Source organism: Citricoccus sp. GCM10030269 (assembly GCF_042665635.1).
Taxonomy (GTDB): domain Bacteria; phylum Actinomycetota; class Actinomycetes; order Actinomycetales; family Micrococcaceae; genus Citricoccus.
The window spans coordinates 383,632-409,095 of record NZ_JBHTCV010000002.1 but is presented as its reverse complement, the minus strand read 5'-3'; the positions used below and the strand labels follow the sequence as shown (position 1 = coordinate 409,095).

Here is a 25,464-nt window from a genome sequence, read left to right as displayed (position 1 = left end):
GCCCGCTCGCCATCCACCCCGTGCTCTCTAGCCATCCGCGCCGTCCACCCGCCGGTATCCTGGAGGCATCATGCAGTGCCCCCACGCCGACGCCGGCGAATGCCGTTCCTGTCCCCTCATGGGCGTGCCCTACTCGCTTCAACTGCAGAACAAGCAGGCCGGCGTCCGCGCGCTGCTGGATCCGGTCGCCGGCACCCACACACCTGACGGCACGGACCTGTGGCTCGAACCGATCCCCTCGCAGGAGTCCGCCTTCCGGAACAAGGCCAAGATGGTGGTCACCGGCAGCGCCGAGCACCCTCGCCTGGGCATCCTCGACCCTCGTCAGCACCCCAAACATCACGACGGTACGGGCGTGGACCTGCAGGATTGCGGCCTCTACGAGCCTGCCCTCGGGGCGGCTTTCCCGCCCATTGCGGAGACCATCACCACGGCCGGGCTGATCCCCTACGACGTCGGCCGGCGCACCGGCGAGCTCAAGCACGTCATCCTGACCCTCTCGCCGGAGGAACGGCTGATGATCCGCTTCGTGCTGCGCTCCACGGATCAGTTGCCGGCCTTGCGCGCCGCCGTCCCCGGACTCCTCGAGGCCCTGCCGAACTCGCAGGTCGTCACCGCGAACATTCTCCCGGAGCACCGTGCCGTGCTCGAGGGCGAGGAGGAGATCCACCTGGCCGGAGCCGAGACCCTCACCATGCGCGTGAACGGCATTCCCCTGAACCAGCGCCCGCAGGGGTTCTTCCAGACGAACACCGCCATGGCCTCAGCCTTGTACGCCCAGGCCTCCGCGTGGCTCGATCAGACGCTGACCCGCAGCGTCTGGGACCTGTATTGCGGCGTCGGCGGATTCGGCTTCCAGCTGGCCGAGGTCCGCCACGGCTCGGGCCCGCTGCCGCCCGGCACCCAGCGTTCGGTGCAGGGCCTCGAAACCGCGCCCGACGCCGTCGCCGCCGCCCAAGTGACCGCGCGCCAGTTGGGCGCGCAGGACCGGGTGCGCTTCGCCGTCGGGGACGCCACGGCCGTTCAGGCGCCGGAGGAGGTGCCGGACGCCGTCGTGGTCAATCCGCCACGGCGCGGCATCGGTCCAGAGCTGGCCGACTGGTTGGAGGGTTCCGGCGTTCCCCGCGTGCTCTATTCGAGCTGCAACGCGGCCACGCTGGCCCGCGATCTCGAGCGGTTGCGCTCCTACCACCCCGTGCGGGCCCAGTTGCTGGACATGTTCCCGCAGACCGATCACTATGAGGTGCTCATGCTGCTGGAGCGTTCCCGACATCATTGAACGGCCGGAAGGTCCCGTCGTTAACATGGCCACTGTGCCCAGGAGGGCCTTTCGCAGGAATCTGGCGAGGAACAGGACGACTCCATGCATCCACTGACCCGCCCCGTGGAACTGACGGGACCGGCTCGCCGCCACGCGCTACGGCACTTCCGGGCGGTGATCTTCGATATGGACGGCGTCGTCACGGACACCGCGGGTGTGCACGCCCGGGCGTGGAAAGATCTCTTCGATTCCTCCATGGCGGCCGTGGGCGCCCTGCCCGAGAATGCCGCAGCCGTGGCCGCGGATTCGAGTGTGCTGCGGCCCTTCGACCCGGCAGCGGACTACCTGACCTTCGTGGACGGCAAGCCGCGCGAGGAGGGAGTGCGCGCTTTCTTTGCCTCGCGCGGTCTAGTGGTGCCCGAGGCTGACGTTCTGGCCATGGCGGCGCGGAAACAGGGCTTCTTCGAGGCCGTCCTGGCCCGGGACGGCGTCACCGTGTTCCCGGAGTCCCTGGCCCTGCTGACCAAGCTCCGCCACGAGGCGGTGCCCACCGCACTGGTCACGTCGTCCCGAAACTCCGCGGCCGTGCTGCGGGCGGGGCAGGTGGAGAAGCTGTTCGACGTCGTCGTGGACGGCAACACCGCCCTGGAACGCGGACTTCCGGGCAAGCCAGACCCGGCGATGTTCTGGTTGGCGGCCGAGCAGCTGGGGGTGGAACCGGCCGACGCAGTCGTGCTGGAAGACGCCGCCTCGGGAGTGCAGGCAGCGCATATGGGCGGCTTCGGACTGGTGGTCGGCGTGGACCGCGCCAACGATCCCCGCCGTCTCAAGGACGCCGGTGCGGACGTGGTCGTCGAGGACATCACCGTGCTGCAGATCGATCTGCGGACCACTCGGCCGTTCGACCCGAACTGGGTGCTGGCCTATGACCACTTCGACCCCACAGAAGAGGGGACCCGCGAGGCTCTCTGCACGTTGGCCAACGGGTACTGGGGCACGCGCGGGTCCATCCCCGGCACCACAGCAGGATCCGTCCACTACCCCGGAACCTATGTGGCGGGCATCTTCAATCGGCTCAAGTCCGTGGTGCAGGGCAAGACGGTCGAGACGGAGCACATGGTCAATGCCCCGGACTGGACCTACGTGAAGGTCACCCTCCCGGGAGGAGAGGATTTGCTTCCGGGCAATCCGAACATGATCTCCTACCGCCAGGAAATCGATCTGCGCCGCGGGCTGCTCAGCCGCACCACTCGGTTCCGCGATGACCAGGGACGCATCACCCGGGTCAGCACGCGTCAGTTCCAGTCGTTCGCCGGCCATCACCTCGCCGCCATGGAACTGACCGTGGAAGCGGAGAACTGGTCGGGCACCGCCACGGTGCGTTCGATGATCGATGGCCGGGTGGCCAATCAGAACGTCGCCGACGATCGCGAGCTGGCCTCCGAACATTGGGAACCGGTGTCCTCCCGTGAGCTCGATGAGGAGACGGTGCTGTCGGCGACTGTCACGAATCAGTCCCGGGTTCACGTCGCCATGGCCGCCCGCACCCGTTTCCAGTCCCCGGCGGATGCCCCCGAACCGCTCCGCACCCCCGTTCAGGAGGGGGACCTGGTGGCGGGCCATGACATCGAGATCAACCTGACGCAGGGCGTGCCGGTGATGTTCGACAAGATCGCTGCTGCTGCGAACACCCACGACCATGCGGTGTCCTCGGTGTGGCACAACGCCGCCAAACGGGTCGAGCGGACCGGTTCCTTCCGACAGTTGCTGACCTACCACGAGGAAATGTGGGGCATCAACTGGTCGCGCTTCGCCGTGAAGCTCACCCAGTCCGCGGAGCTCACCGAGTCCACGCAGTTCACCGAATCCGCGCAGTTCACCGAATCCGCGCAGTTCAACGAGTCCTCCGACGACGAGCGCGAGCAACCCGGGGCCAGTCAGCGCCATCAACTGGCGCTGAACCTGCACACCTTCCACGTTCTGCAGACCACCTTCGGATCCCGCCGTGACCTCGACGCGGGCCTGGGGGCCCGCGGCCTGCACGGCGAGGGATACCGCGGGCACATCTTCTGGGACGAGATCTTCGTGTACCCCATGCTCACACTGCGCCGCCCGGAGCTCACCAGGGGGCTGCTGATGTACCGGTACCGGCGCCTCGGGGAGGCCCGCGCCAACGCCCGTGCCGAGGGATACCGCGGGGCGATGTTCCCGTGGCAGTCCGGCTCGGACGGCCGCGAGGAGACCCCCACCGAGCTGTGGAACGAACGCTCCCAGACGTGGATGCCGGACAACTCGCATCTGCAGCGCCATGTCTCCCTCGCCGTCGCCTATTCGGTGCTGCGGTACGTCGAGGCCACTCGCGACCGCACCTTCATCTCGGACTACGGCGCAGAGATGCTCGTGGAGATCTGCCGCTTCTTCGTCTCAATGACCCAGTGCAACCCGGAGCGGGGGCGCTATGAACTGCACGGCGTCATGGGTCCGGACGAGTACCACGACGGCTACCCCGAGACCCCGGGGTCCGGACTGCGGAACAACGCCTACACGAACGTGCTGCTGTCCTGGGTGCTGTCCGAGACGGTGCGGCTGGTGCGCTGGCTGGACGGGCTCGACGACCCGCTGACCGAATGGCTCGACGTCTTCGAGGACGAGCTGGACCATTGGGAATCCATCAGCCTCAAACTGCGCGTGCCCTTCCAGGAGGGTGGCGTGATGAGCCAGTTCGACGGCTACGAGGATTTGTTGGAGCTCGACTGGGAGGCCTACCGGCAGCGGTACGGGAACATCGGTCGTCTCGACCTCATCCTGCAGGCCGAAGGCGACTCCACCAATCGGTACAAGCTGTCCAAACAGGCCGACGTGCTGATGCTCGCCTATCTGTTCTCCTCCGAAGAGCTCCAGGCGATCCTCAATCGTATGGGGTACCACTTCACCTCGGAGGATTTCAGCGCCACCGTGGACTACTACCTCAAGCGAACCTCGCACGGGTCCACGCTGTCCCGTCTGGTGTACGGCTGGGTGGCGGCCCGGACCGACCGGTCCAGCTCCTGGGAGCTCTTCGAAGAGGCCCTCGAAGCCGACCTGTCCGACACCCAGGGCGGCACCACTCGTGAGGGCATCCACCTCGGGGCCATGGCCGGCACCGTGGATCTGGTCATCCGCTGCTATGCCGGCCTCGAGACCCGTGCGGACACTCTCTGGCTGCATCCGCAGTTGCCCCTCGAGTTGCCGGGTGCGGAGTTCATCATCCGCTTCCGCCAACAGCCACTCAGCGTGCGCATCACTCAGTACCGCATCACGGTGGAACGGCTGGAAGGCTCCGCCCGCCCGATCCACCTCAATGTGGAAGGCCGGCACAAGACCCTGGAGCCCGGCGAGAAGTGGTCGGTGGAGCTGCGGAACCGTCACCCCTCCTTGCCCGCGTCGGCAGATTCGGCGGACTCTGCGGATTCTGCGGACTTGGCCGGCTAAGCATCTCTCGGGACAACTCGGCGTCCTACCAGGGTCGTAGGCGCCGGCGTTGGAGATCCACCCGCGGTGGTTTTCGCCGCGCTCCACACGGTGCCAGAATCCAGTCATGACTACTGCCTCCAGCGGTCCCACTGCCTCGACCGACTCCGCCGTGTCCGCGAACCCGACCGTTCCGCCGCTCACGGTGCCGATCGTGGCCGCCCCGATGGCCGGCGGCCCCTCCACCTGGCAGCTGGCCGCGGCAGTGTCCAACGCCGGCGGACTGGGGTTCCTGGCCGGAGGCATGCGCCCGGCCGCTCAGCTCGCAGAGGACGTCTCCGCAGCCCGGGAGGCCACGGATCATGCCCCGACCATCGGGGTGAATCTCTTCGTCCCGGAACCGGCCAACACCGCGATTCCCACCTCCCGCAAAACCCCGGAATCAGAAGCCCGACGCCGGCGCGCGGCCGAGGTGGCCGCGTACCGTTCCAGCCTGCTGCCGGAGGCGGAGCGCCTCGGCGTGGAGTTGCCGGGCGACACGGAGACCGGGACACCCCTCGACCCGGATGCGATGGACGGGTGGGAGGAGAAGCTGGCCGCTGTGGAAGCCGATGGCTGGCCCGTGGTGACCTTCACCTTCGGTCTGCCCGCCCCCGAGGTCTTCGATCGTCTGCACGCCTCCGGCTCTGTTCTCGGCGTCACCGTGACCTCGGTCGACGAAGCGGTCGCGGCCCTGGACAACGGTGCGGACGTCCTCTGTCTTCAGGGACCCGAGGCGGGCGGGCACCGCTCCGTCCACGACCCGGCCGCCGATCCCGGCGCCACCGGCCTGCTGGACTTGCTGACTCAGGTGCGGACCGCCGTCGGGAACGAAGTCCCGGTGTTCGCTGCCGGCGGCATCATGGACGCTCGCGGGGTCCAAGCGGTGCTGGACGCCGGTGCCACGGCCGCCCAGTGCGGCACCGCGTTCCTGCGCGCCGAGGAGGCTGGAACCTCCGCCCTGCACCGCGATGCCCTGGACCGTGCCGCCACCGGCACCGGCGCTTCCAAGACCGCTCTGACGAGGGCATTCTCCGGTCGATGGGCGCGCGGGCTGGAGAATCGGTTCATGCGCGAACACGCCGACGCGCCGGCCGCCTATCCCGAGATCAATGCCCTGACGAAGCCTGTGCGGGCGGCGGCCACCCAGTCCGGTGACGCGGAGTCGGTGAGCCTGTGGGCCGGCGTCGGGGCCGAACGGACCAGGAGCGCTCCGGCCGCGGTCATCGTGGAGGACCTCACTCCGTGAACCCCCTGCGCCGCATCGACACCTGGTTTCGCGACCACCCCATCCTGACGGATGTGCTGGTCGCCTGCGCCCTGGTGTTCTTCTTCTCCATCGCCTCCCTCGGGGCTGCAGCTCCGGCGACCTCTGGCTCCAGCTCAGTAGTGGAGCAGGCTGTTGCGTTCGTCTGCTCCGTCGGCCAGCTCGCGCCGTGGGCCATTCGCCGGTGGCGGCCCGTACTGGCGGCGGGCATCACCGTGGTGTTCTGTCTGATTCAGTTGGTGTTCGGGCCCGACCTGTTGCCCTCGCTCATCGCCGTGCCCATGATGGTGCACAACCTGGCCGCCAACGGTCCCCGGTGGGCCTCCTTCGCCGGTTTGGCCACTGCTCTCGTCGGAGCCGTGCTCAACGGGGTCAACACCGCCTACGCCCCGTTGTCCCTGTTCGAGCCCGGTGGGGCCTGGAACAACAATCCCGCCGACTTCAGCGACCCCACGCAGCAACTGACCATCGCGGTATCGTTCTTCGTTGTCGCAGCCGCGATCGTCCTCGCGGCGTGGGCGTTCGGCGATCTGGCACGGACCCGCCGCATCGCCCTGGATCAGTTGCGCGACCGAGCCCGGCAGCTGGAAGTCGAGGCCGCTCAGGAACGCGAATTGGCCGCCGCGGACGAACGCAATCACATTGCCCGGGAGATGCATGACATCGTCGCGCATTCCCTGCAGGTGATCATCACCCAGGCCGACGGCGGCCGGTACGCCGGTGCCCATGACCCGGCGGTGGCCGTCGACACCCTGGGCACGGTGTCCGAAACCGGTCGCAAGGCCCTCGGCGAGATGCGGCGGCTGCTGGGCGTCCTGCGCGGTCCCGAAGCCACCGAGTTCAACCCGCAGCCGGGCCTGATGGACCTCGACGACCTGATCAGCACCGTCCGCCTGACCGGTCTGGACGTGGACTTCGCCGTGGAGGGCAATGCCCGGCGGCCCCTGCCCGCCGGTGGCGAACTCGCCGCTTACCGGGCCGTGCAGGAGGCGCTGACCAACACGGTGCGTCACGGCGGGCCGAACGCCTCTGCCTCGGTGTTGTTGCGGTGGACTGCCTGGGGCCTGGAGATCCACATCGACGACGACGGCCGCGGCGCCGCCGCCGCCCACGAGACCCGCGGGTCCCAGCAAGGACTGGTCGGTCTGCGCGAACGCATCACCCTGTTCGGCGGCACCGTCCAGACCGGCCCCCGCCCCGGAGGCGGCTTCTCCGTGCACGCCACAGTTCCCTACCAAGAGATCTAACGCCCCGTCCCCATCCCACCCGCCGCGCTGACCCGCCCCCACGCCACTTTGCGGGCAAAACGAACCGGTTCGTTCTGCCCGCAAAGTGATCTGAGAACACGAGATGATGGAACCGTGACCGACTACCTTGCTGAGCAGACCGAACCGATCCGCATCGCCCTCGTGGACGACCAGCAGCTGGTCCGATCCGGACTGGCCATGTTGATCAACTCCCAGCCCGACCTCGAGGTCGTCGCGCAGGCCTCCAATGGGCGCGACGCCGTCGCCTCTCCCGCTGTCCGCGGAGCCGACGTGATCCTGATGGACATCCGCATGCCTCAAATGGACGGCATCGCCGCGACCCGTGCGTTGCTACCGGCGGCGGAGGGAACCGGGGCGACAGGCTCGGACGTAGCGACCTCGGGGGCGGCAGGCTTGGGGGCGGACGGTTCTGGACCTGATCCGCACCAGCCGGACGGACCGCGCGTCGTGGTCCTCACGACCTTCGATCTGGACGAATACGCACTCGAGGCGATCGAGGCCGGCGCCTCCGGCTTCTTGCTCAAGGACGCGCCTCCGGAAGAACTGCTCGCCGCCGTCCGCACGGTGCACCGAGGCGACGCCGTCATCGCCCCCTCGACGACTCGACGTCTGCTGGACCACATGGCCCCCACCCTCCGCCGCGATCACAGTGCCGACCAGCGCTGGCAGCAGGAGTCCGCCGCGGTGGCGTCGCTGACGCCGCGGGAGCGCGAGGTGTTGATGCTGATGTCCCGCGGCGACTCGAATCAGGAGATCGCGGCCGGATTGTTCTTGTCCGAGGCGACGGTCAAGACTCACGTGGGACGGGTGCTGTCCAAGCTCGGGGCCCGTGACCGCGTTCAGGCCGTGGTGACGGCCTACCGGACCGGGGTGGCCCAGCCGTAGTCGCGCGTCCAGGGGCGGCAGTCACCTCTGCGCCGACACTCATACCCGTTCGCCGCGCCTCGGTGTCGGCGGAAGGGGGACTAGTCGGCTCGCTCCTCGCCACCAGCCGCAGCCGTTAGCCGCCCGTCGGCAGAAAGAGCATGCCGCCCACGGCCCACAGCAGGATGCAGGCCAGCACCAACGGCATCGTCACCCGCAGGATGTTGCCCCGGGTCAGCCCTGGTCCGGCGGCGTCCTCACTCTGGTGCGCCTCGGCCAGGCGGTAGGCCAACTCGACCCGGGCCGGACTGGTCAGACATCCCAGGCCCGCCGCGGCGTTCTGCGAACCCATCACCCACAGCGGCGCTACCCCCAAACCATGGGCGGCTTCGGTCTGGATGCCACCGAACATGGAGTTCGCGCCCGTATTGGAGGCCGTGATGTAGCCGCCGAGGCCCCCGATCCACGGCACCAGGAACAGGAATCCCCCGCCCAGTGACGTCAGCGCGGTCGCGAGGCTCTCGGCCAGCCCGCCACCGGAGACGGCGTACCCAAGCAGTAGATACAGCCCGGTGGGCACGGCCGTGCTCAGCCACATCCGGCCGGTCTCCCGCGGCAGCCTCCAGCGCTGGTCCCGGTCCATCTGCAGAATCACGACGCCGGACAGGGCACCGACCGCAGACCAGAGGGCCGGGGAGCCCAACACCGCGCCGACAGCATTGGGCCAGGCGAAGCGCTCGACCATCTGTCCGGCCACCGTGGCGGCCAACAGGATCAGATACGGTGCCAGGAAACTCCACGGCACGGGTCGCAGTCGTCCTCGGCTGATGATCCAGGCCCAGGCGGCGGACATCACCAGAGAACCGACGGCACCGGCCACCGCCGTTCCCAACAGCACGTTGGCCAGCAGAATCAACGAGCCCTGCACGAGTCCGGCCGCCAGTCCGGTGCCGATCCACTGCGCGAGCAGCGGCCAGGTCGGCTGGCCCTGGATCCACCCGACCTCCCGGGAACCACGGCCCGCCACGACGCCGGCCACCGCGCCCGCGGAGATGAAGGCCACCAGGTTGAACACCCCCGAGGCCAAGCCCAGGTCCAGCAGCGGAACGCCGGCGATCTCGGCTCCGAGCAACGTGCCGGGAGCCATCGAGCCCCAGGGGGCGATCGCCAGTCCGAGGAGGGCGAGGACGGCGGCTCGCAAGGGGGCGAAGCCGAGGGAGAGCAACAGCGGCAACCCGATGATGACGGCCACGCCGAAGCCGGTGACGGACTCCATGAAGGGCACCACGCCCGTCACCATCAGCAGCGCTGAGGACACCGTGGGTCCGCCCCCGGCCGTCAGCCAACTGGCGATGCGCTGCTGGGCTCCGGTGCGACCCATGACGCGGGAGAGGAGGATGCCCCCGGCGATGATGGCCAGGACCTCCACCAGAGTTCCGAGGCCACTCCCGAAAGCCATGCCGAGATCGGACCATGAGGTGCCGAACCAGAGAACGGCCAGCACGAGCGCCGTGGTGAGCCCCGCACCGGGAGCCACCCAGGAAGGCAGTTTCGTCGGCAACAGCCCGAGCGTCAGCACGATCGGCAGCGCCGCCATGAGGACATCCACAGCGGCCTCCGCTTTCATCCATGTCGTCCGTGGTGGGCGACGAACCTACCGCCCGGCACCACCTGCTCCGGTGGTCAGCCCGCTCCGGCAGCTCCGTGAACGCCCGGAATGAATGCTACCGCCGACGCCCCGAGAACACGGGCCGACGGCGGTCATGGACCCGGGTTCAGCGGTTGACCGGGGACATGTCCTCGTAGCGGTCTCCGACCGGCGCGGCCACCTGGTCCAGTGCGGCCAGGTGCTCGGTGGTGAGCTCCAGCGCATCAGCGGCGGCGTTCTCCTCCAGGTAGGCCACGCGCTTGGTGCCCGGGATCGGGGCCAGGTCATCGCCTTGGGCCAGCAACCACGCCAACGCCACCTGTCCCGGCGTCGCATCAACCTCGGCGGCCACCGCGTCCACCTGTTCGACGATGCCGATGTTGCGCTGCAGGTTTTCCCCGGCGAAGCGGGGGTTGTTGCGGCGGAAGTCGTTCTCATCCAGCTGATCCACGGACCGGATGGTGCCGGTGAGGAATCCCCGTCCCAGGGGCGAGTACGGCACGAATCCGATACCCAGTTCACGCACCGTCGGCAGGATCTCTGCCTCGGGATCCCGAGACCACAACGAGTATTCGGTCTGCAGCGCCGTGACGGGATGCACCGCGTGCGCGCGCCGGATGGTGGCGGGCGCGGCCTCGGAGAGCCCGATGTGGCGGATTTTTCCTTCCTGCACCAACTCGGCGAGAGCGCCCATGGTCTCCTCGATGGGGGTGTCCGGGTCCATGCGGTGTTGGTAATACAGATAGATGTAATCGGTGTTCAGGCGCTGAAGCGAGCCTTCCACCGAGGGCCGGACGTTCTCAGCACTTCCGTCCAGACCGGGAGCGTCACCGTTCCGGTGAGAGATGGTCCCGAACTTCGTGGCGACCACGACCTCTGAGCGGCGCTTGCCCAGGGCCCGGCCCAGCAGCTCCTCATTGGCATAGGGACCGTACATCTCGGCGGTGTCGAAGAAGGTGATGCCCAGTTCCAGGGCTCGATGGATCGTGGCGATCGCTCCGGCCTCGTCGGTGCCACTACCGGTGTAGAAGGCGGACATGCCCATGCATCCCAGCCCTAGTCGGGACACCTCTGGTCCGTCGGTTCCCAGCTTGATGTGCTTCATACTCTCCGCCTTCCGCGTGAGGATTTCGTGACGTCGTCACGCCTGGCGCAAGTCCCCCAGGCACCCGTTTTATTCCACCCCGTTGTTCTATGTTGTTCTACCCGGGCGCCCGCCCGTACTCCACCGGGGTCGTCCGGGAGTACCCCGAGTCATCCCGGAGGATGACCCGGATTCACCCCGGAGGATGACCCGGATTCACCACGGAACAAGCCTGATGGACGATCCCCCGCGGGCGGAAACACGATTGAGTGGGGTACATGGATACCTCTTCTGATGTCACCGCACCTGCCCAGCAGCCCCCAGCCGATCCCGACGCCGGCGTCTCATCCACCAGCACCAACACCAGTTCTGCAGCCACCAGCTCGGCTTCCAGTGCTTCTTCGGCCGCTACCGCTTCGGCCACCGCCCAGAACGCCACCGGCACCGCCGTCTCGGCCCGCGGGCTCGTCAAGACCTACGGCAAGGGCGAGGCCGTCGTGCACGCTCTGGCCGGTGTGGACGTGGACTTCACTGCCGGACACTTCACCGCGATCATGGGCCCCTCCGGCTCCGGCAAGTCCACGCTGATGCATTGCCTGGCCGGCCTCGACACCGCCGACTCCGGCTCCATCACCCTCGGAGGCCAGGAGATCACCGGCCTCGGGGACACCGAACTGACCCGCCTGCGCCGCGACCGCATCGGCTTCGTCTTCCAGGCGTTCAACCTGGTCCCCACCCTGACCGCCGAACAAAACATCGTGCTTCCGCTGGACCTCGCGGGTAAGCCGGTGGACCAGGATTGGATGGCCGACGTCGTCGGGATTCTGGGATTGAAGGATCGCCTCAAGCACAAGCCGCACGCGCTCTCCGGTGGTCAGCAGCAGCGCGTGGCCGTGGCCCGGGCACTGTTGACGCGCCCGGACGTGGTGTTCGGCGACGAACCCACCGGCAACCTCGACTCCGCCACCGGCGCCGAGGTGCTCTCACTGCTGCGCCGTTCCTCGCGCGAGATGGGCCAGACCATCATCATGGTCACCCACGACCCCTCGGCCGCCGCTTATGCCGACCGCGTGGTCCTGCTCGCCGACGGTCAGCTGGCCGGCGAGATTTCCGACCCCACCCCGGACAACGTCTTGGCCTCGCTGGCGAAGCTGGGGGTGGCCTGAGCCATGCTGAAACTCGCACTGTCACAACTCCGGGATCAACCCCGGCGCTATATCTCTGTCTTGTTGGCCATCGTCATCGGGGTCACCTTCCTGGCCTCCGCGCTGATCGTCGGCACCACGTCCACCGCCAGTCTGCGCAGCTCCATCGGCTCCACGTACGCCAATGCCGACCTGGTCGTCGCTCCGTCCCGAGATGCTGACGATGAGTACGAGGCCAGGACCGCCATGACCGAGGCAGCCGGCACCACCGACGAGCCCGGGCCGATGCAGAACGTCGAAGGCGTGCGGGAGGCGTATGCGCACTCCACCACCGTGGTCGGCATCCAACGGCCCGACGACGTCTCGGGCCAGGGAACCTGGAGTCCGAATGCTGACTTCGCCCTGGCGTCCACCGTTCCGGAGGACATCTCCCTCGTGGCCCAGCCCCTGGTCGAGGGCGAGTTCCCCGCCAGCGGCTCTGCCACGGAAATCACCGTGGACGAGCAGACGGCGGAGAAGTACGGTCTCGAGGTCGGATCCACCACGTATCTGATGGCCGGATCCACCGAAGACGCGGGAGGCCGCAAGGTCACCGTCTCCGGAGTGACCACCACATCCCAGGACCCCACGTCCTCCGGCGCCATCCAGCTCAGCCTCGACGATGAGCTCGCCGGGCTTCTGCAGGATGATTCGGCGCAGGCGATGTCCGACGCCGCTGCTGCCGCCGGCGGCGCTGGGAACGGCGCTGGAGACGGCGCTGCTGAACAGCAGCCGATGGAGGAGATCCCCGCCGAACCCGCGGATTACATCCTCATCAGCCTGGAGGACGGCGCCGATCAGGCCGCTGTTCAGGCTGCCCTAGACGAGTTCGCCCAGGCCGAAGGTCTGTCCGTGACCGTGGCGACCCCGGACGTTCAGGCTCAAGAGCAGGTCGCGCAGATGGCCGGCTCCAACGTGTTCGTCTGGGTGCTGGGCGCGTTCGCCGCGATTGCTCTGCTCGTGACGGCGCTGGTCATCTCGAACACCTTCTCGGTCCTGGTGGCGCAGCGCTCGCGTGACTTGGCACTGCAGCGGGCCCTGGGGGCCTCGCGGCAACAGGTGCGGGGCTCGGTGTTGACGGAGGCCGGCATCATCGGCGTGGTCGGTGCCGCCATCGGTTCACTGTTGGCCGTCGGTCTCGTGGCCGCCCTGGTGGCCTGGGGGTCATCGCTGGATGGCTTCAGTTTCCTCACCTTCGAGGTCAATCCGCGTGACCTGCTGGCCTGCGTGGCCGTCGGCATGGTGATGACCATCCTGGCTTCCATGTCAGCCGCGTTCGCCGCCACGCGGGTCTCGCCCCTGGAGGCCATGCGACCCCGCGAAGACGCGGCCGTGGGGAACCGCGCCGGCAAGGTCCGCCTGGCGTTCGGCGCCCTGCTGTTGCTGGCCGGACTGGCCGCGCTGTTCTGGGGGGCCTCCGAGGCCATTCTGGCCATCGCCGTCGCCGGTGGTGCTCTGTCCTTCGTGGGCGTGCTGATGCTCGGAGTGCTCTTCGTCCCGGCGGTCGTCTCCGTGGCCGGATTCGCCGTCCGCCCGGCAGGAGTTCCCGGACGGATGGCCCGACTGAACGCGGTCCGCAACCCGAGCCGCACGGCAGCCACGGCCGCTGCCCTGCTGATCGGCACCACGCTGGTGGCCATGATGCTCACGGGCGGCCGGACCGCTCAGCAGCAGATGGACACCATCTTCGCTGCGGAGTTCCCCGTGGACATGTCCGTGGAGCTTGCTCCCGGACAGAACGGAGAAGGCGCTCCCGACGCCGGCACCTCCAGTGAGCAATCCGGCGAGCAGTCCGGCGCCGAGACCGGTGCCCAGATGGGCGCCGGACAGCCGATGACCTACGACGACGCCGTCGACGCCCGGGAGAAGGTCACCGGACTCGACGACATCGACTCCAGTGCTCTGTTGTTGCCCGCCGGCATGGCGGCCTTCGGGGACGGCCCGGCGGATCGGATCGTCTACGCGGCCGACACCGCGGAACTGGACGCCGTCGTCGCCGGCATGCCTCAAGGTGAAGCCACGGACCGCCTCGGCGAGCCGGGCACAATTCTGGTGCCGAACACCGTTGAGGCGGACACGGTGACGGTGACCGGCGCCAGCGGGTCCCTGGAGCTTGAGGCGATCCACAGCTCCTCGTCCACGATTCATCCGGTGCTCACTCTCGAGGACGCCCGGTCGATCGGCCTGGACACGGACGCCATCGGCACCGGGACAGCCGCCGGCCAGGGTGGACAAGACACCGCCGCTCTGGCCGCCGCTGCACCGGTGTTGTGGATGCAGGCCAGTGACGCCATCAGCATCGATGGTCTGCAGGACCTGAACACCGAGGTCACGCAGGCCACCGGAGTGACCCAGGAGAAGGTCAATTCGGCCGATCTGGGGATGCGTCTGATGATGTCGGTGATCATTGACGGCATGCTCATGGTGGTCACGGCACTGCTGGCGGTGTCGGTGCTGATCGCGCTGATCGGTGTGGCCAACACGCTGTCCCTGTCGGCGATCGAACGCTCGCGGGAGAACTCGCTGATGCGGGCGCTCGGGCTGACGCGGCGTGGGTTGCGCGGCATGCTCGCTCTGGAGGCTGTGCTGATCTCCGGCGTCGCCGCTCTGATCGGCTGCGCCCTCGGCACCTTCTACGGCGGGATGGGCGCCCACACGGTCTTCGCGCCGATGGCCGCTGACATCGGTCAGTCCATCGTCTGGCCGGTGATCCCGTGGCTGGAGATCGCGGTGATCGTGCTGGTGTCGATCGCCGCGGGGCTCCTCGCTTCGGTGGCGCCATCCCAGCGCGCGGCCAAGCTGGCACCGGTGCAAGGTCTCGCCCTGGCCTGACCTGGCCTGATCTGATCGGACAGCCGGGCAGACCGGACAGACCGGTCTTGATCGACTGCGGGCGGCTTCTCAGGCCGTCCGCAGTCGATCTGGCGTGAATACGACGTGAGTCAGACGTCAATTCTGAGGCCGATCTGATGACATTGACCGGATCAGCATCCAGACTGAAACCGTGAACCTTCAACAGGCCGAGCATGAGGCGGCGGCGCACCGGGCCGCACAGTTCATCGTTGACCACGCCACCGAACCGATCACGGTGGCGGACATGGCCGACGCCGCCGGGTACAGCCAGTTCCACTTCACCCGGATGTTCGCCCAACGCCTTCACGTGACACCGAACCGTTTCCTGGCCGGCGTGCGGTTCCATCACGCCAAGCAGTTGCTCTTGGCCGGGGACAGCTCCGTGGTGGACATCTGCCACGACGTCGGCTTCTCCTCCCCCGGCACGTTCACCCGCAGGTTCCGGGACGATGTCGGCACCCCACCCTCAGAACTCCGACGGCTCGCCGACACCCTTTCGGACACGACGCCGGCCCCCTTCGCCGTCTACCCGCCCGGCATCACCGAGGCCGACGTGGCGGCAGGTCAACCGAAGACTTCGACCGGGCAGCTCGGCACGGTCGACGGCACGGTCCATCTCCCGACGTTCCTGCACAACGGCCCCGGCCTCGAGGCGCTGGTCTGGATCGGTTTCTACCCGACGCCGGCCCCGGCGGGTCTGCCGGTCGCCGGCGTCCTGCGTCTCGGTGAAGGATCGTTCCGCCTGCCGCTGGTGGCCTCTGCTCCGTGGCTGCTAGCCACAGCCGTCCCGGCCACCGCGGAACCGCTGGATCACCTGGCCAGCGCGCGCCCCGCCGTCGGGGTTCATCCTCGGCCGCTCACCGGCTCGGCCACGGTGCAGTTGGGGCTTGACTTTGCGGCCCCGTGGCAATTCCCCTTGCTCAGCGCTCTGCCGTCGCTGATGCCGGCTCTGCGGCACTGAGGACAACGGCGCCGAGGAATACCGAGGAACGCCGAGGGACAGGGCACTGAGCAGAATCGGAGTGTCCGGTCTCCGCCGGGCGTGCCACGGTGGGATACATCACCCTTCTGACCGACCTGACCCGTCCGACCATCTGGGCCGGCGGGTATCCGAACACCAGGAGAACGCCATGTCAGACGCCACTATCAACGCTGAGACGAACACGGATTCCCCCACTGCAGCCCCCACCGCGAGCAACCCTGCGACGGCCAACTCTCCGGCCGCCACCGCCATCTCCGCCGGAACTGCTTCCGGCGATCAGTCGACTTTCACCGTCGGCTCCCCCGTCTGGGTGGATCTCAACGTTCCCGATCTCACTGCCGTGCAGGGCTTCTACGAGTCCCTGTTCGGCTGGGAGTTCGAAGACATGGGACCGGACTTCGGCCACTATCACTTGATCACGCGTCACGGAGCCGCGGTGGGTGGGGCCATGTCGATGGCCGAGAACGACTCCGACGAGGCCCCGGCGTGGATGGTCTATCTCAAGAGCGATGACATCGAGAAGTCGCTCACCGATACGGCCGCGGCGGGCGGCGACGTGATCGTGCCCGCCATGCCCATGCCCGAACTCGGCACCATGGGCGTCGTCACCAGCCCCGGCGGAGAAGTCATGGGCGTGTGGCAGCCGAACCGCCTGGAAGGCTTCGTCCTCGACAACAGCGTGGGCTCCCCGGCGTGGTTCGAGGTCATGAGCTTCAACTACGACGTCGACGCCGAGTACTACCGCACCGTCTGGGGCTGGGAGCCGGTTCTGCTGGGTGAGGACGGCAAGGAGCAGCCCGACGAGGGCGGGGACGCCGAGACCGAGGACGCCGAGGCGATGGGGCGCTATGCCAACAACCACCGCGGGGAGAACGCCACCGCCGGACTCTGTGAGCCGGACCCGTCCTGGTTCCCGGAGGGCACGCCGTCGTACTGGCAGCCGTACTTCTCTGTTGAGAACGCGGATGCCGCCGTTGACCTCATCCGGCAGCAGGGTGGATCCGTCCTGGACGGTCCCCTGGACACTCCGTTCGGCCGCCTGGCGACGGTCACGGACCCGGCTGGGGCGAGCTTCCAGATCGCGGAGCTGACTCAGCAATAGCCCGCAGCCGGTCAACGTACCCGGCCCACCAGTCGGCGCTGCCCGTACCGGGGGCGTCGTCGGGCATACCACCGGGCAGATTGGAGTTGCGCGCGCTGAGGCCGGCCTGACCATCCAGCAACTCGCGGACGATGTCCGCATGCCCGAGGTGCCGCTGATACTCGGCCAGCACGTGAACCATCAGCTCGCCGAGGGTCACCGATTCGTCGTTCCACCACGGCACCGTCCCGACGGCGTCCAGGTCCAGGTCGTCGATGACGGCGTCGGAGGCCGCGGCACAGCGGTCCGCGAGCACGAAGACCGACTCCACGGACTCCTCGGCGGTGGCATACATATCGGCGTTGGGTTCCGCCTCGTCCTCCAGCCAGGGCACGTCGATCCCGGAGGGACGGCCGAAGCAGTCGGTGAAGTATCCGACTTCCACCGAACTGACGTGCTTGAGCAGGCCCAAGAGGTTCGTGCCCGTCCTGGTCATCGGCATCCGCAGTTCGCGTTCCGCCAGGCCGTCGAGTTTCCAACGCAGATTCTCCCTGGCCTTCTTCAGGTAGCGGTGGAGATCGGCTTTGACGCCTCCGTCCTGTTCGGTTCCGTGGGGACTGGTGCGCGCACGCTCGCCAGGTGCGGAGGCAGTTTCTTCGGTCATGGATCACATCCTTCCACCCAGGGCGTGAATCGCTCCTGGGACAACTGAAGGGACGCACCGAGAGGGAAGGTTCAGGAAGCCTCGGTAGACTCGGAGGCTCGCCCGTCCTGCCGCCTGCGGCCTTCACCGACCCACGGAGTCCCACCCCTTATGTCCAGTGTCGAGCCCACACCCGAGTCACCCGCCGAGTCACCCGCCGAGTCCCCGGCCGAGGCGATCGCCGGACCCTCCCGCCCGGCTGAACGGCCGACGTCGTGGTGGGGGAATCTGCTCCGCGGCGCCCTGATCGGCGGGGTGGAAACGGTGCCGGGGGTCTCGGGAGGGACCGTGGCGCTGGTGGTGGGGATCTATCACCAGTTGATCAACTCGGCGGCCCATGTCATCTCCGCTGTCCGGACGCTCATCACTGGCCCGGACCGGCTCGCCGGCGCGCGCGAGAGCCTCTCCCGGGTGCACTGGACCGTGGTGCTGCCCGTGGCGCTGGGCATGGTCATCGCCGTGTTCGCCGCCGCCGGACCGATGGCCGATGCCATGGAGAACCACCCCGTGCAGATGAGCGCGCTGTTCTTCGGCATGGTCCTGGCGTCGGTGGCTGTGCCGTGGCGGATGATGCTGCAGGGGCTGACCAATGAACGGTTCGAGGCCGTGGCGCTCGGCCGGGATCCCGCGGCTGTGCGACTGCGGCCGATCCATGTCATCGGGGCGATCGTGGCGGCCGTGGCCACGTTCCTGCTGGTGTCCTTGCCGCCGGCCTCAGCCGAGGCGAACCCGATCGTCTTGATTCCGGCCGCGATGATCGCCGTCTCCGCGTTGATGCTGCCCGGGTTGTCCGGCTCATTCCTGCTGCTGACCTTCGGCCTCTACGAACCCACCCTGCGCGCCGTGGACGAGCGGGATCTGGGCTACCTCGGTATCTTCGCGATCGGCCTGGTGCTGGGCATGGTGATCGTGGTGAAGCTGCTCAAGTGGCTGCTGGATCATCATCACACCATCACCCTGGCCGTGCTCGCCGGTGTCATGGTCGGCGGCCTGCGTGCGCTGTGGCCGTGGCAGGACGCCGGCCGCGGGCTGCAGTCCCCGGGGAACGACGTCGGCACGGCCGTTCTCCTAGCCCTCGCCGGTTTCGTGGTGGTCAGCATTCTGGTGGTCGTGGATGCGCGCCTGCAGGCGCGGCACGAGCGTCAGCACCGCGCCGATCTCACGTAGCGGCCCGACCTCCAGCAGTCAGCGCGAATAGCAAGCTGCGGAGACCAGTCGTCCGGCTCACGCACGCGGCTCACACTCGCCGGTGACGCTGCAGCTCAGGAAACACCGCCATTAACAGTGGGGCGATGCCGTGGCCTCCGGGAGCCACGGGGTCGGCCGGATCCATCCAGACGAGTTCCTCGATCTCCGCGGTCGCTGACGGGACCTGCTGCGAGGCCAAGGGGCGGACGAGGGCGAACACCTCGGAGTGGAGTTCGAAGCCGTCCTCATTGGCCGCCGGGGTGTCCCAGGCGCCGAGGTGCTGCAGATCCTCCGGCGGAACGGCCAGTCCGGTCTCCTCAGCCAGTTCCCGGATGGCGGTGTCCAGCGGTTGCTCGTCCAGCTCGTGCTTGCCGCCAGGGAACATGAACATGGTCGTCCCGGCCTTCCGCACCGTCAGCACGAGCCCATCCGCGCGATGCAGGACCACGGCCGAGACGCAGATCTTCCCCGCCGTGCCCGCGCCATCCATCGCTGTTCTCGTCATGGGTCCATCCTCTCGCGCCGATTCTGGAGCGGCCGAACGTGAAGACGAATCCACGCCCGCCCCGTAGGCTGGATTCTGTGAGCGATATCTGGCCCCTCATCCACACCGAACGAGCGGCCTTGGCCGACGACCTCGCAACCCTCGACGACGACCAGTGGCACCACGCCACCCTCTCCACCGAGTGGACCGTGGAGGAAGTCGTCGCCCATCTGACCGCGGCCGCCTCCCTCGGGACCTGGAGCTGGATCAGAAGCATCGTGGCGGCGGGTTTCGACCCCGGACGGCACAACAACCGCCGACTGGCCGAGCACCTCGGAGAGACACCCCAGCAGACGCTGGAGAACTTCCGCGCCGTCATCGACTCCAGAAGAGTGCCGACGGGAACCCTCCCCGCCTGGCTCGGCGAGGTGGTCATCCACGGCGAGGACATCCGCCGGCCCTTGAACCTGCATCGCGACTACCCGGACGAGGTGCTGGTGACCCTGCTGGACTTCTTCGAGTCGTCCAACTTCACGGTCCCGTCCAAGGCTCGCGCGCGTGGTCTGATGCTCGTCGCCACCGACGTCGGGCACTGGGTCGGCGCCGGACCCGAAGTCAACGGCACCGCCCTGGACCTGATCATGGCCATGGCCGGACGCCCCGTCCCGGCTGAACGCTTCAGCGGCGCCGGCGCGTTCGACTTCGACGCCCGCGGCCACGAGCCGTCCCAGCGCCGCTGACTCCGGGCCGACGCGGGACTATCGCCTAGCCCAGGGCCAGTGACCCGGCAATGCAGACCATGACGATTCCCACCGCGACGTCCACGATCTTCCACGTCCGCGGGGTGTCGAGCAGTGGTGCCAGCGCGCGGACGCCCAGTCCCAACGTGAGGAACCAGATCGCCGAACCGGCGAGGGCCCCGGTGGCGAAGATCCACTTCTGGGCCTCATAGGAATTTGCCAGGGTCCCCAGCATCACGACGGTGTCCAGGATGGCGTGCGGGTTCAGCAACGACACGGACAACGCCGTCAGCGCCACCGTGAGCGCAGGGGTCAACACCCGCGGCGGTTGGCGCAGCCGCACGGACAGTCGGGACCGTTCGGACACCGCAATGTTCCCGTGGGCTTTCCCGTGGGCGTTCCCGCGGCTGGCTGAACCACCATCCGAATCCCCGTCCGAACCCCCGTCTGCGAGGATCTCCGCGCGGATGGGACTGTCGGCGCTCAGGTCTGCGCCGCCGTCGGGCGCTGCGGGTTGCAGTCGACGGGTCTGGAAGGCCGAACGGAAGGAACCGACGGCGAACCACAGCAGGTAGGCGACGCCACCCCACTTCAGGACCGTCAAGAGCCATGGAATGCTCTCGGTGATGACGCCGACGCCGGCCGTACCCGCGCAGATGAGCACCACGTCGCCGGCCATACAGATCGCGAGCGCAAGGAAGAGTCGGTCGCGGCGGATGGCTTGGCGCATGATGAACATGCTCTGCGCGCCAATGGCCACGACCAAAGCGAGCGAGGTCAACAGACCAGTCAGGAAGATTGTCACGGATTCACGGTAGGACGGTGAGCGCTGTCCGTTCCACCTGCATATCCTTCAGGGTATTAAGCTTTCCTTCATGAACACCGATCATCTCCGGGCGCTGGCCGCCGCCGTGGACGAAGGGACTTTTGACGCCGCCGCCGCGTCCCTGCGCATCTCCGGCTCGGCGTTCTCCCAGCGCATCAAGGCCCTGGAGAAGGACGCCGGCCAGGTCCTGCTGACCCGCACGGTTCCGGTGACCACGACGTCGGCCGGGGACCGGATGCTCCGGCTCGCCCGGCAGGTGGCCGTGCTCGAGGACGAGGCGCGCAGATCGATCGGCCAGGGCACCGGCGGGCGCACCGTCCTGTCCGTGGCGGTCAATGCGGACTCGCTGGCCACATGGTTCGTGGAAGTGCTGCGACAGGCGGCGACCTGGGACGACGCGGTGCTGCAGCTGCACGTGGAGGACCAAGAGCACACCCACGAGTTGCTGCGCTCCGGCACCGTGATCGCTGCCATCACGGAGAGCCCGGCCCCCGTGTCCGGCTGTCTGTCGATGGAGTTGGGGACCATGGATTATCACGCCGTGGCAGCGTCATCCCTGCTGGACCGGCACCGGCGCGACGACGGATCCGTCGATTTCGCCTCCGTACCCGTGCAGGATTTCGGCACCCGGGACAACCTGCAGCGAGCGCGACTGGCCGCCTGGCGCGCGGCCCAAGACGAGGAGACCCAGGAGCCGCCGCGGCACCAGATCCCCACCGTCGGTGCATTCAACGCCGCCGTCGCGGCCGGTCTGGGCTGGGGGATGATCCCGGCGGGTCAACTCCCGGACGGCGTCCTCCATGGGACCCACCCGGATCTGGTGACGATCCCCGAACTCGGCCAATCTCAGGTCGGGCTCCACTGGCAACGCTGGTCGGCCGGCACGGAGGCACTGGACCGCCTCACCGCTGCCGTGCAACAGGCCGCCCGCAACATCATGTGAACAACGCGTCCGGGCAGCCGTTTTCGGCCGGCATCGGGCCGGCGCGGTCCTTGCCCGGATCGGTGCGGTGGGGCACAGTGCTGTGCAGGACCCCGCATTTCCGCACCGAGAAGGGACAACGCCATGGACGTGGACACGGTGCCGCAGTTGTCTACCGAATCCATCCGGGAGCTCGAACGGGAACTGCGAGGGGAACTCCGCGGTGATGTGCACACGTCCACGTTGCGACTCGCCCTCTACAGTTCCGACGCGTCGAACTACCGGGTGCCGCCGCGCGTGGTGGTCTGCCCGCAGGACGAGGACGACGTCGTCACAGCGGTGAGGATCGCCGCCCGGCACGGCGTGCCGGTGACGCCGAGGGGCGGGGGCACCTCGATCGCGGGCAATGCCGTCGGGCCCGGGATGGTGCTGGATGTGGGACCGCATCTGAACCGCATCGTCTCGATCGACGCCGAGGCGCGCACCGCCGTCGTTCAACCGGGGGTGGTGCTCACAGACCTGCAGGCCGCGGCGGGAGTGCACGGGCTGCGCTTCGGCCCGGATCCGTCCTCGGCCAGCCGCTGCACGATCGGCGGGATGATCGGCAACAACGCCTGCGGTCCGCACGGACTGTCCTATGGCCGCACCGCGGACAATGTCCGCCGCCTCCGGTGGCTTCTGCCCTCCGGCCGGATCCTGGAGATCACTCCGGGGAGAGATTCCCTCCAGGCGATTCCCGGGCTGGAGGCCTTCGTCCAGCAGCACCTCGAGGTACTGCGCACCGAGCTGGGACGCTTCGGCCGGCAGATCTCCGGCTACAGCCTGGAGCACCTGTTGCCGGAGAACGGCCGCAACCTCGCCGCCGCCCTGACCGGCACCGAGGGCACGTGCGGGGTCCTGCTCGAGGCCGAGGTGGATCTGGTGCCCCGCGCTCCGGCGCCGGCGCTGGCCGTGATCGGTTACCCAGACATGGCCTCCGCCGCCGACGACGTCCCGTCCCTGCTGCCCCACCGGCCCTTGGCCTTGGAAGGACTCGACGGCGCGATGGTCGAGGTGGTGCGCCACTCCCCCGCCGGCGCCGACGTCCCAGACCTGCCGCGCGGTGGCGGATGGCTGATGGCGGAGATCGGCGGCTCCACTCAGGCCGAAGCGGTGGCCGCCGCCGAAGCCATGGTCCGCGACGCGCACGGGCTGGACGCCGTCGTGCTCCCCTCCGGTCACCAGGCGGCTCGATTGTGGCAGATCCGGGCGGACGGCTCTGGGCTCGCGGTGCGGACCGCCACCGGAGCTCAGGCCTGGCCCGGGTGGGAGGATGCCGCCGTCCCACCCGAACACCTCGGCGATTACCTGCGAGACCTGCGGGTGCTCATGGACGACCGCGGGCTCTCGGGACTGGCCTACGGTCATTTCGGTGACGGATGCATCCATCTGCGGGTCGACTTCCCCTTGGACACGGGCGACGCCGGCGCCGCCATCATGCGTGACTTCGTGGAAGCCGGAGCCGAGCTAGTGGCTCGCTACGGCGGTTCCCTCTCAGGGGAGCACGGTGACGGGCGGGCTCGCAGCGAGCTGTTGACCGCCATCTACTCGCCGCACGCCCTGGCGGCCTTCGCCGGCTTCAAGGCCCTTGTCGACCCGGGGAACCTGATGAATCCGGGCGTCGTGGTGGACCCGGATCCGGTGGACGCCTGGCTCCGGCGCCCCGATTCGGCTGAGTCAACAGCCACGGACGGCTTCGCCTTCACCGACGACGGCGGCAACCTCGCCGATGCGATGCACCGTTGCGTGGGCATCGGCAAATGCCGGGCGGACCTGCGGGAACAAGGCACGTTCATGTGCCCCTCCTACATCGCCACGCGGGACGACAAGGACTCCACCCGCGGTCGCGCCCGGGTGCTGCAGGAGATGCTCAACGGCGGCGTGGTCAGCCTGGGATGGAAATCCCCGGAGGTGCACGAGGCGCTGGACCTGTGTCTGTCCTGCAAGGCCTGCGCCAGCGACTGCCCCACCGGCGTGGACATGGCCACCTACAAGTCCGAGACCCTGCACCGGACCTACGGTGGCCGGATCCGTCCACTCTCGCACTACACCTTGGGCCGGTTGCCCACCTGGCTGCGATTGGCCGCTCCGGCGGCCCCACTGGTCAATGCCGCCGGCCGGATCCCTGTGGCGCGCCGACTGATGATGACGCTGATGGGCGCGGACTCCCGCCGCTCTCTGCCGACTCTGCCGCGAGCGCCCTTCCGGTGGGCGCCCAAGGTCACCGAAGTCCACACCGATGACCGTGCCGTCGGAGGGCACCCGGTACTGCTCTGGGTGGACTCGTTCTCCGACGCTCTGGAACCGGACATTCCCACTGACGCCGTGGAGGTGCTGACCGCGGCCGACTGTGATGTGCGAGTGGTCGGACAGTCCACGGGCCGGCAGGCCTGTTGTGGGCTGCCGCTGATCTCGACGGGCCAGCTCACCGCGGCCAAAGCCAAACTCCGCCAGACCGTGGCCGTGTTGTTGCCGCACGTGCGGGAGGGGCGAACCGTCGTCGGGCTGGAACCCAGTTGCACGGCGACGCTGCGCTCCGACTTGGTGGAGCTGTTGCCGGACGAGCCGGGCGCCCGGGAGGTGGCCTCAGCGGTGCGGACGGTGGCAGAACTGCTGACCGAGATCGGCTGGACGCCGCCGCCGGTCACGCCGGAGGACGAGAAGATGCTGGTACAACCGCATTGCCACCACCACGCGGTCATGGGTTACGCCGCGGATCAGGCTCTGCTGGCGTCGATGGGCTGTGATGTGGAGATCTCCTCGGGCTGCTGCGGACTGGCCGGCAACTTCGGGATGGAGAAGGGACACTACGAGGTCTCGGCCACCATCGCCCGTGAGGGCATCCTCGCCAAGGTCGAACACGATCCGGACCGACCCATTCTCGCCGACGGATTCTCCTGCCGCACTCAGGTTCGAGATCTTGCCGAACTCGATGGCCGCCACCTGGTCCAGGTCATCGCCGGTGCACTCCGTGCCGCACCGGAGAACGCCACGACACGCTGAATACCCGGAGCATGGCGGCCGGTGGTCTCGCTATGCCACACTCAGCGCCATGGACATGGGAGCGAAACGGGACGGGAACCTGGACCTCGACATTCGTCAGGACGACCGGTTCCAGCAGCGCGAGTGGCGCGTGGAGCAGGTCGGGACCGTACTGTTGGTGCTCTTCCTGCTCGCCGGCGTGCTCGGTCTCGTCGGCAAGGGGCTGTTCAATCAGGCCTCTGCGGCCAGTGAGAACGGTGCCCTGGAGATGGAGTATCAACGCGTCGCCCACTACAAGGCCGACCAGACGGTCACCTTCACCGTGTCCGAAGAAGCGATTGAGGACGACACGGTCACGCTCGTCCTGACCGGCCCCTGGGTTCAAGAGGTCAACATGTCCAGCATCAACCCCGAACCCGACACCCAGTACGCCACTCCGGACGGCATGGCCATGGAATTCGCGGTGCACCAGCCCGGAGACCTCGAGATCGACTTCTCGGTCATGGCGGACCAGCGCTGGATGCTGGACGCCCACGCCGCCGTGGCGACCAATTCCGCTAGCGATTCGGTGAGCTTCTCGCAGCTCATCCTGCCCTGAG

Annotated in this window: 19 protein-coding genes; 14 read left to right on the top strand and 5 right to left on the bottom strand. The window is 68.2% G+C overall.

Features of this window, described 5'->3' with window-relative positions; genetic code table 11:
• The first annotated feature begins 70 nt into the window (after positions 1-70).
• From ACFQQD_RS05010 to ACFQQD_RS04990, 5 genes are all read left to right on the top strand, one after another.
• Positions 71-1,279 (top strand): methyltransferase domain-containing protein, encoded by a 1,209-nt coding sequence (locus ACFQQD_RS05010; RefSeq protein WP_378086860.1) that lies wholly within the window; start codon positions 71-73, stop codon positions 1,277-1,279.
• A gap of 84 nt (positions 1,280-1,363) precedes the next feature.
• Positions 1,364-4,732: a beta-phosphoglucomutase family hydrolase gene (locus ACFQQD_RS05005; protein ID WP_378086858.1), complete on the top strand. Its 3,369-nt coding sequence runs from the start codon at positions 1,364-1,366 to the stop codon at positions 4,730-4,732.
• A 106-nt stretch (positions 4,733-4,838) separates the two neighbouring features.
• Entirely contained in the window at positions 4,839-5,999 is a 1,161-nt protein-coding gene (locus ACFQQD_RS05000) for an NAD(P)H-dependent flavin oxidoreductase (protein ID WP_378086856.1), read from the top strand.
• Complete coding sequence (locus ACFQQD_RS04995) at positions 5,996-7,264, top strand: sensor histidine kinase (protein WP_378086854.1); 1,269 nt, start codon at positions 5,996-5,998, stop codon at positions 7,262-7,264. Before ACFQQD_RS05000 ends, ACFQQD_RS04995 begins: the two co-directional genes overlap by 4 nt.
• Before the next feature lie 114 nt (positions 7,265-7,378).
• Complete coding sequence (locus ACFQQD_RS04990; protein ID WP_378086852.1) at positions 7,379-8,170, top strand: response regulator; 792 nt, start codon at positions 7,379-7,381, stop codon at positions 8,168-8,170.
• A 115-nt stretch (positions 8,171-8,285) separates the two neighbouring features.
• Here ACFQQD_RS04990 and ACFQQD_RS04985 read toward each other — a convergent pair whose 3' ends face one another.
• Entirely contained in the window at positions 8,286-9,746 is a 1,461-nt protein-coding gene (locus ACFQQD_RS04985; RefSeq protein ID WP_378086850.1) for an L-lactate permease, read from the bottom strand.
• A gap of 178 nt (positions 9,747-9,924) precedes the next feature.
• Positions 9,925-10,902, bottom strand: coding sequence for an aldo/keto reductase (locus ACFQQD_RS04980; RefSeq protein ID WP_378086847.1), 978 nt, complete (start codon positions 10,900-10,902; stop codon positions 9,925-9,927).
• A 257-nt stretch (positions 10,903-11,159) separates the two neighbouring features.
• Here ACFQQD_RS04980 and ACFQQD_RS04975 point away from each other — a divergent pair, with 257 nt between their 5' ends.
• From ACFQQD_RS04975 to ACFQQD_RS04960, 4 genes are all read left to right on the top strand, one after another.
• Positions 11,160-12,047, top strand: a complete 888-nt coding sequence (locus tag ACFQQD_RS04975) for an ABC transporter ATP-binding protein (RefSeq protein WP_378086845.1) — start codon at positions 11,160-11,162, stop codon at positions 12,045-12,047.
• A gap of 3 nt (positions 12,048-12,050) precedes the next feature.
• Positions 12,051-14,897 (top strand): ABC transporter permease, encoded by a 2,847-nt coding sequence (locus ACFQQD_RS04970; protein WP_378086843.1) that lies wholly within the window; start codon positions 12,051-12,053, stop codon positions 14,895-14,897.
• A 172-nt stretch (positions 14,898-15,069) separates the two neighbouring features.
• Entirely contained in the window at positions 15,070-15,879 is an 810-nt protein-coding gene (locus ACFQQD_RS04965) for a helix-turn-helix transcriptional regulator (RefSeq protein WP_378086841.1), read from the top strand.
• A gap of 169 nt (positions 15,880-16,048) precedes the next feature.
• Positions 16,049-17,002, top strand: a complete 954-nt coding sequence (locus tag ACFQQD_RS04960) for a VOC family protein (RefSeq protein ID WP_378086839.1) — start codon at positions 16,049-16,051, stop codon at positions 17,000-17,002.
• Here the strand turns inward: ACFQQD_RS04960 and ACFQQD_RS04955 are convergent.
• Positions 16,950-17,645: a DinB family protein gene (locus tag ACFQQD_RS04955; protein ID WP_378086837.1), complete on the bottom strand. Its 696-nt coding sequence runs from the start codon at positions 17,643-17,645 to the stop codon at positions 16,950-16,952. The two genes, ACFQQD_RS04960 and ACFQQD_RS04955, sit on opposite strands and share 53 nt — an antisense overlap.
• A gap of 150 nt (positions 17,646-17,795) precedes the next feature.
• Between ACFQQD_RS04955 and ACFQQD_RS04950 the strand changes: the two genes are divergently transcribed.
• Positions 17,796-18,851: a DUF368 domain-containing protein gene (locus ACFQQD_RS04950; RefSeq protein WP_378086835.1), complete on the top strand. Its 1,056-nt coding sequence runs from the start codon at positions 17,796-17,798 to the stop codon at positions 18,849-18,851.
• 70 nt (positions 18,852-18,921) lie between these two features.
• Here the strand turns inward: ACFQQD_RS04950 and ACFQQD_RS04945 are convergent, their stop codons facing one another.
• Positions 18,922-19,377, bottom strand: coding sequence for an NUDIX domain-containing protein (locus ACFQQD_RS04945; protein ID WP_378086833.1), 456 nt, complete (start codon positions 19,375-19,377; stop codon positions 18,922-18,924).
• Between the two features lie 77 nt (positions 19,378-19,454).
• Here ACFQQD_RS04945 and ACFQQD_RS04940 point away from each other — a divergent pair, with 77 nt between their 5' ends.
• Positions 19,455-20,096 carry a maleylpyruvate isomerase family mycothiol-dependent enzyme gene (locus ACFQQD_RS04940; RefSeq protein WP_378086831.1) on the top strand — a complete coding sequence of 214 codons (642 nt, stop codon included), beginning with the start codon at positions 19,455-19,457 and terminating at the stop codon, positions 20,094-20,096.
• 25 nt (positions 20,097-20,121) lie between these two features.
• Here ACFQQD_RS04940 and ACFQQD_RS04935 read toward each other — a convergent pair whose 3' ends face one another.
• Entirely contained in the window at positions 20,122-20,901 is a 780-nt protein-coding gene (locus ACFQQD_RS04935; protein ID WP_378086829.1) for a LysE/ArgO family amino acid transporter, read from the bottom strand.
• A 70-nt stretch (positions 20,902-20,971) separates the two neighbouring features.
• On the opposite strand from ACFQQD_RS04935, the gene ACFQQD_RS04930 reads away from it, so the two are divergent.
• From ACFQQD_RS04930 to ACFQQD_RS04920, 3 genes are all read left to right on the top strand, one after another.
• A complete protein-coding gene (locus ACFQQD_RS04930) occupies positions 20,972-21,865 on the top strand; it encodes an ArgP/LysG family DNA-binding transcriptional regulator (protein WP_378086827.1) in 894 nt (297 codons plus the stop codon).
• Between the two features lie 123 nt (positions 21,866-21,988).
• The gene (locus ACFQQD_RS04925) at positions 21,989-24,886 is read left to right on the top strand and encodes an FAD-binding and (Fe-S)-binding domain-containing protein (protein ID WP_378086825.1); all 2,898 of its coding nucleotides are present in this window, start codon (positions 21,989-21,991) and stop codon (positions 24,884-24,886) included.
• 49 nt (positions 24,887-24,935) lie between these two features.
• On the top strand, positions 24,936-25,463 hold the full coding sequence (locus tag ACFQQD_RS04920; RefSeq protein WP_378086823.1) for a hypothetical protein: 528 nt from the start codon (positions 24,936-24,938) through the stop codon (positions 25,461-25,463).
• The last annotated feature ends 1 nt before the right edge of the window (position 25,464 follow it).

Excerpts from the sequence above, each read along its gene's own strand:
- ACFQQD_RS05010 (WP_378086860.1), top strand. The coding sequence starts at position 71 with ATGCAGTGCCCCCACGCCGACGCCGGCGAATGCCGTTCCTGTCCCCTC.
- ACFQQD_RS05005 (WP_378086858.1), top strand. The coding sequence starts at position 1,364 with ATGCATCCACTGACCCGCCCCGTGGAACTGACGGGACCGGCTCGCCGC.
- ACFQQD_RS05000 (WP_378086856.1), top strand. The coding sequence starts at position 4,839 with ATGACTACTGCCTCCAGCGGTCCCACTGCCTCGACCGACTCCGCCGTG.
- ACFQQD_RS04985 (WP_378086850.1), bottom strand. The coding sequence starts at position 9,746 with ATGGCGGCGCTGCCGATCGTGCTGACGCTCGGGCTGTTGCCGACGAAA.
- ACFQQD_RS04980 (WP_378086847.1), bottom strand. The coding sequence starts at position 10,902 with ATGAAGCACATCAAGCTGGGAACCGACGGACCAGAGGTGTCCCGACTA.
- ACFQQD_RS04975 (WP_378086845.1), top strand. The coding sequence starts at position 11,160 with ATGGATACCTCTTCTGATGTCACCGCACCTGCCCAGCAGCCCCCAGCC.
- ACFQQD_RS04970 (WP_378086843.1), top strand. The coding sequence starts at position 12,051 with ATGCTGAAACTCGCACTGTCACAACTCCGGGATCAACCCCGGCGCTAT.
- ACFQQD_RS04960 (WP_378086839.1), top strand. The coding sequence starts at position 16,049 with ATGTCAGACGCCACTATCAACGCTGAGACGAACACGGATTCCCCCACT.
- ACFQQD_RS04955 (WP_378086837.1), bottom strand. The coding sequence starts at position 17,645 with ATGACCGAAGAAACTGCCTCCGCACCTGGCGAGCGTGCGCGCACCAGT.
- ACFQQD_RS04950 (WP_378086835.1), top strand. The coding sequence starts at position 17,796 with ATGTCCAGTGTCGAGCCCACACCCGAGTCACCCGCCGAGTCACCCGCC.
- ACFQQD_RS04945 (WP_378086833.1), bottom strand. The coding sequence starts at position 19,377 with ATGACGAGAACAGCGATGGATGGCGCGGGCACGGCGGGGAAGATCTGC.
- ACFQQD_RS04930 (WP_378086827.1), top strand. The coding sequence starts at position 20,972 with ATGAACACCGATCATCTCCGGGCGCTGGCCGCCGCCGTGGACGAAGGG.
- ACFQQD_RS04925 (WP_378086825.1), top strand. The coding sequence starts at position 21,989 with ATGGACGTGGACACGGTGCCGCAGTTGTCTACCGAATCCATCCGGGAG.
- ACFQQD_RS04920 (WP_378086823.1), top strand. The coding sequence starts at position 24,936 with ATGGACATGGGAGCGAAACGGGACGGGAACCTGGACCTCGACATTCGT.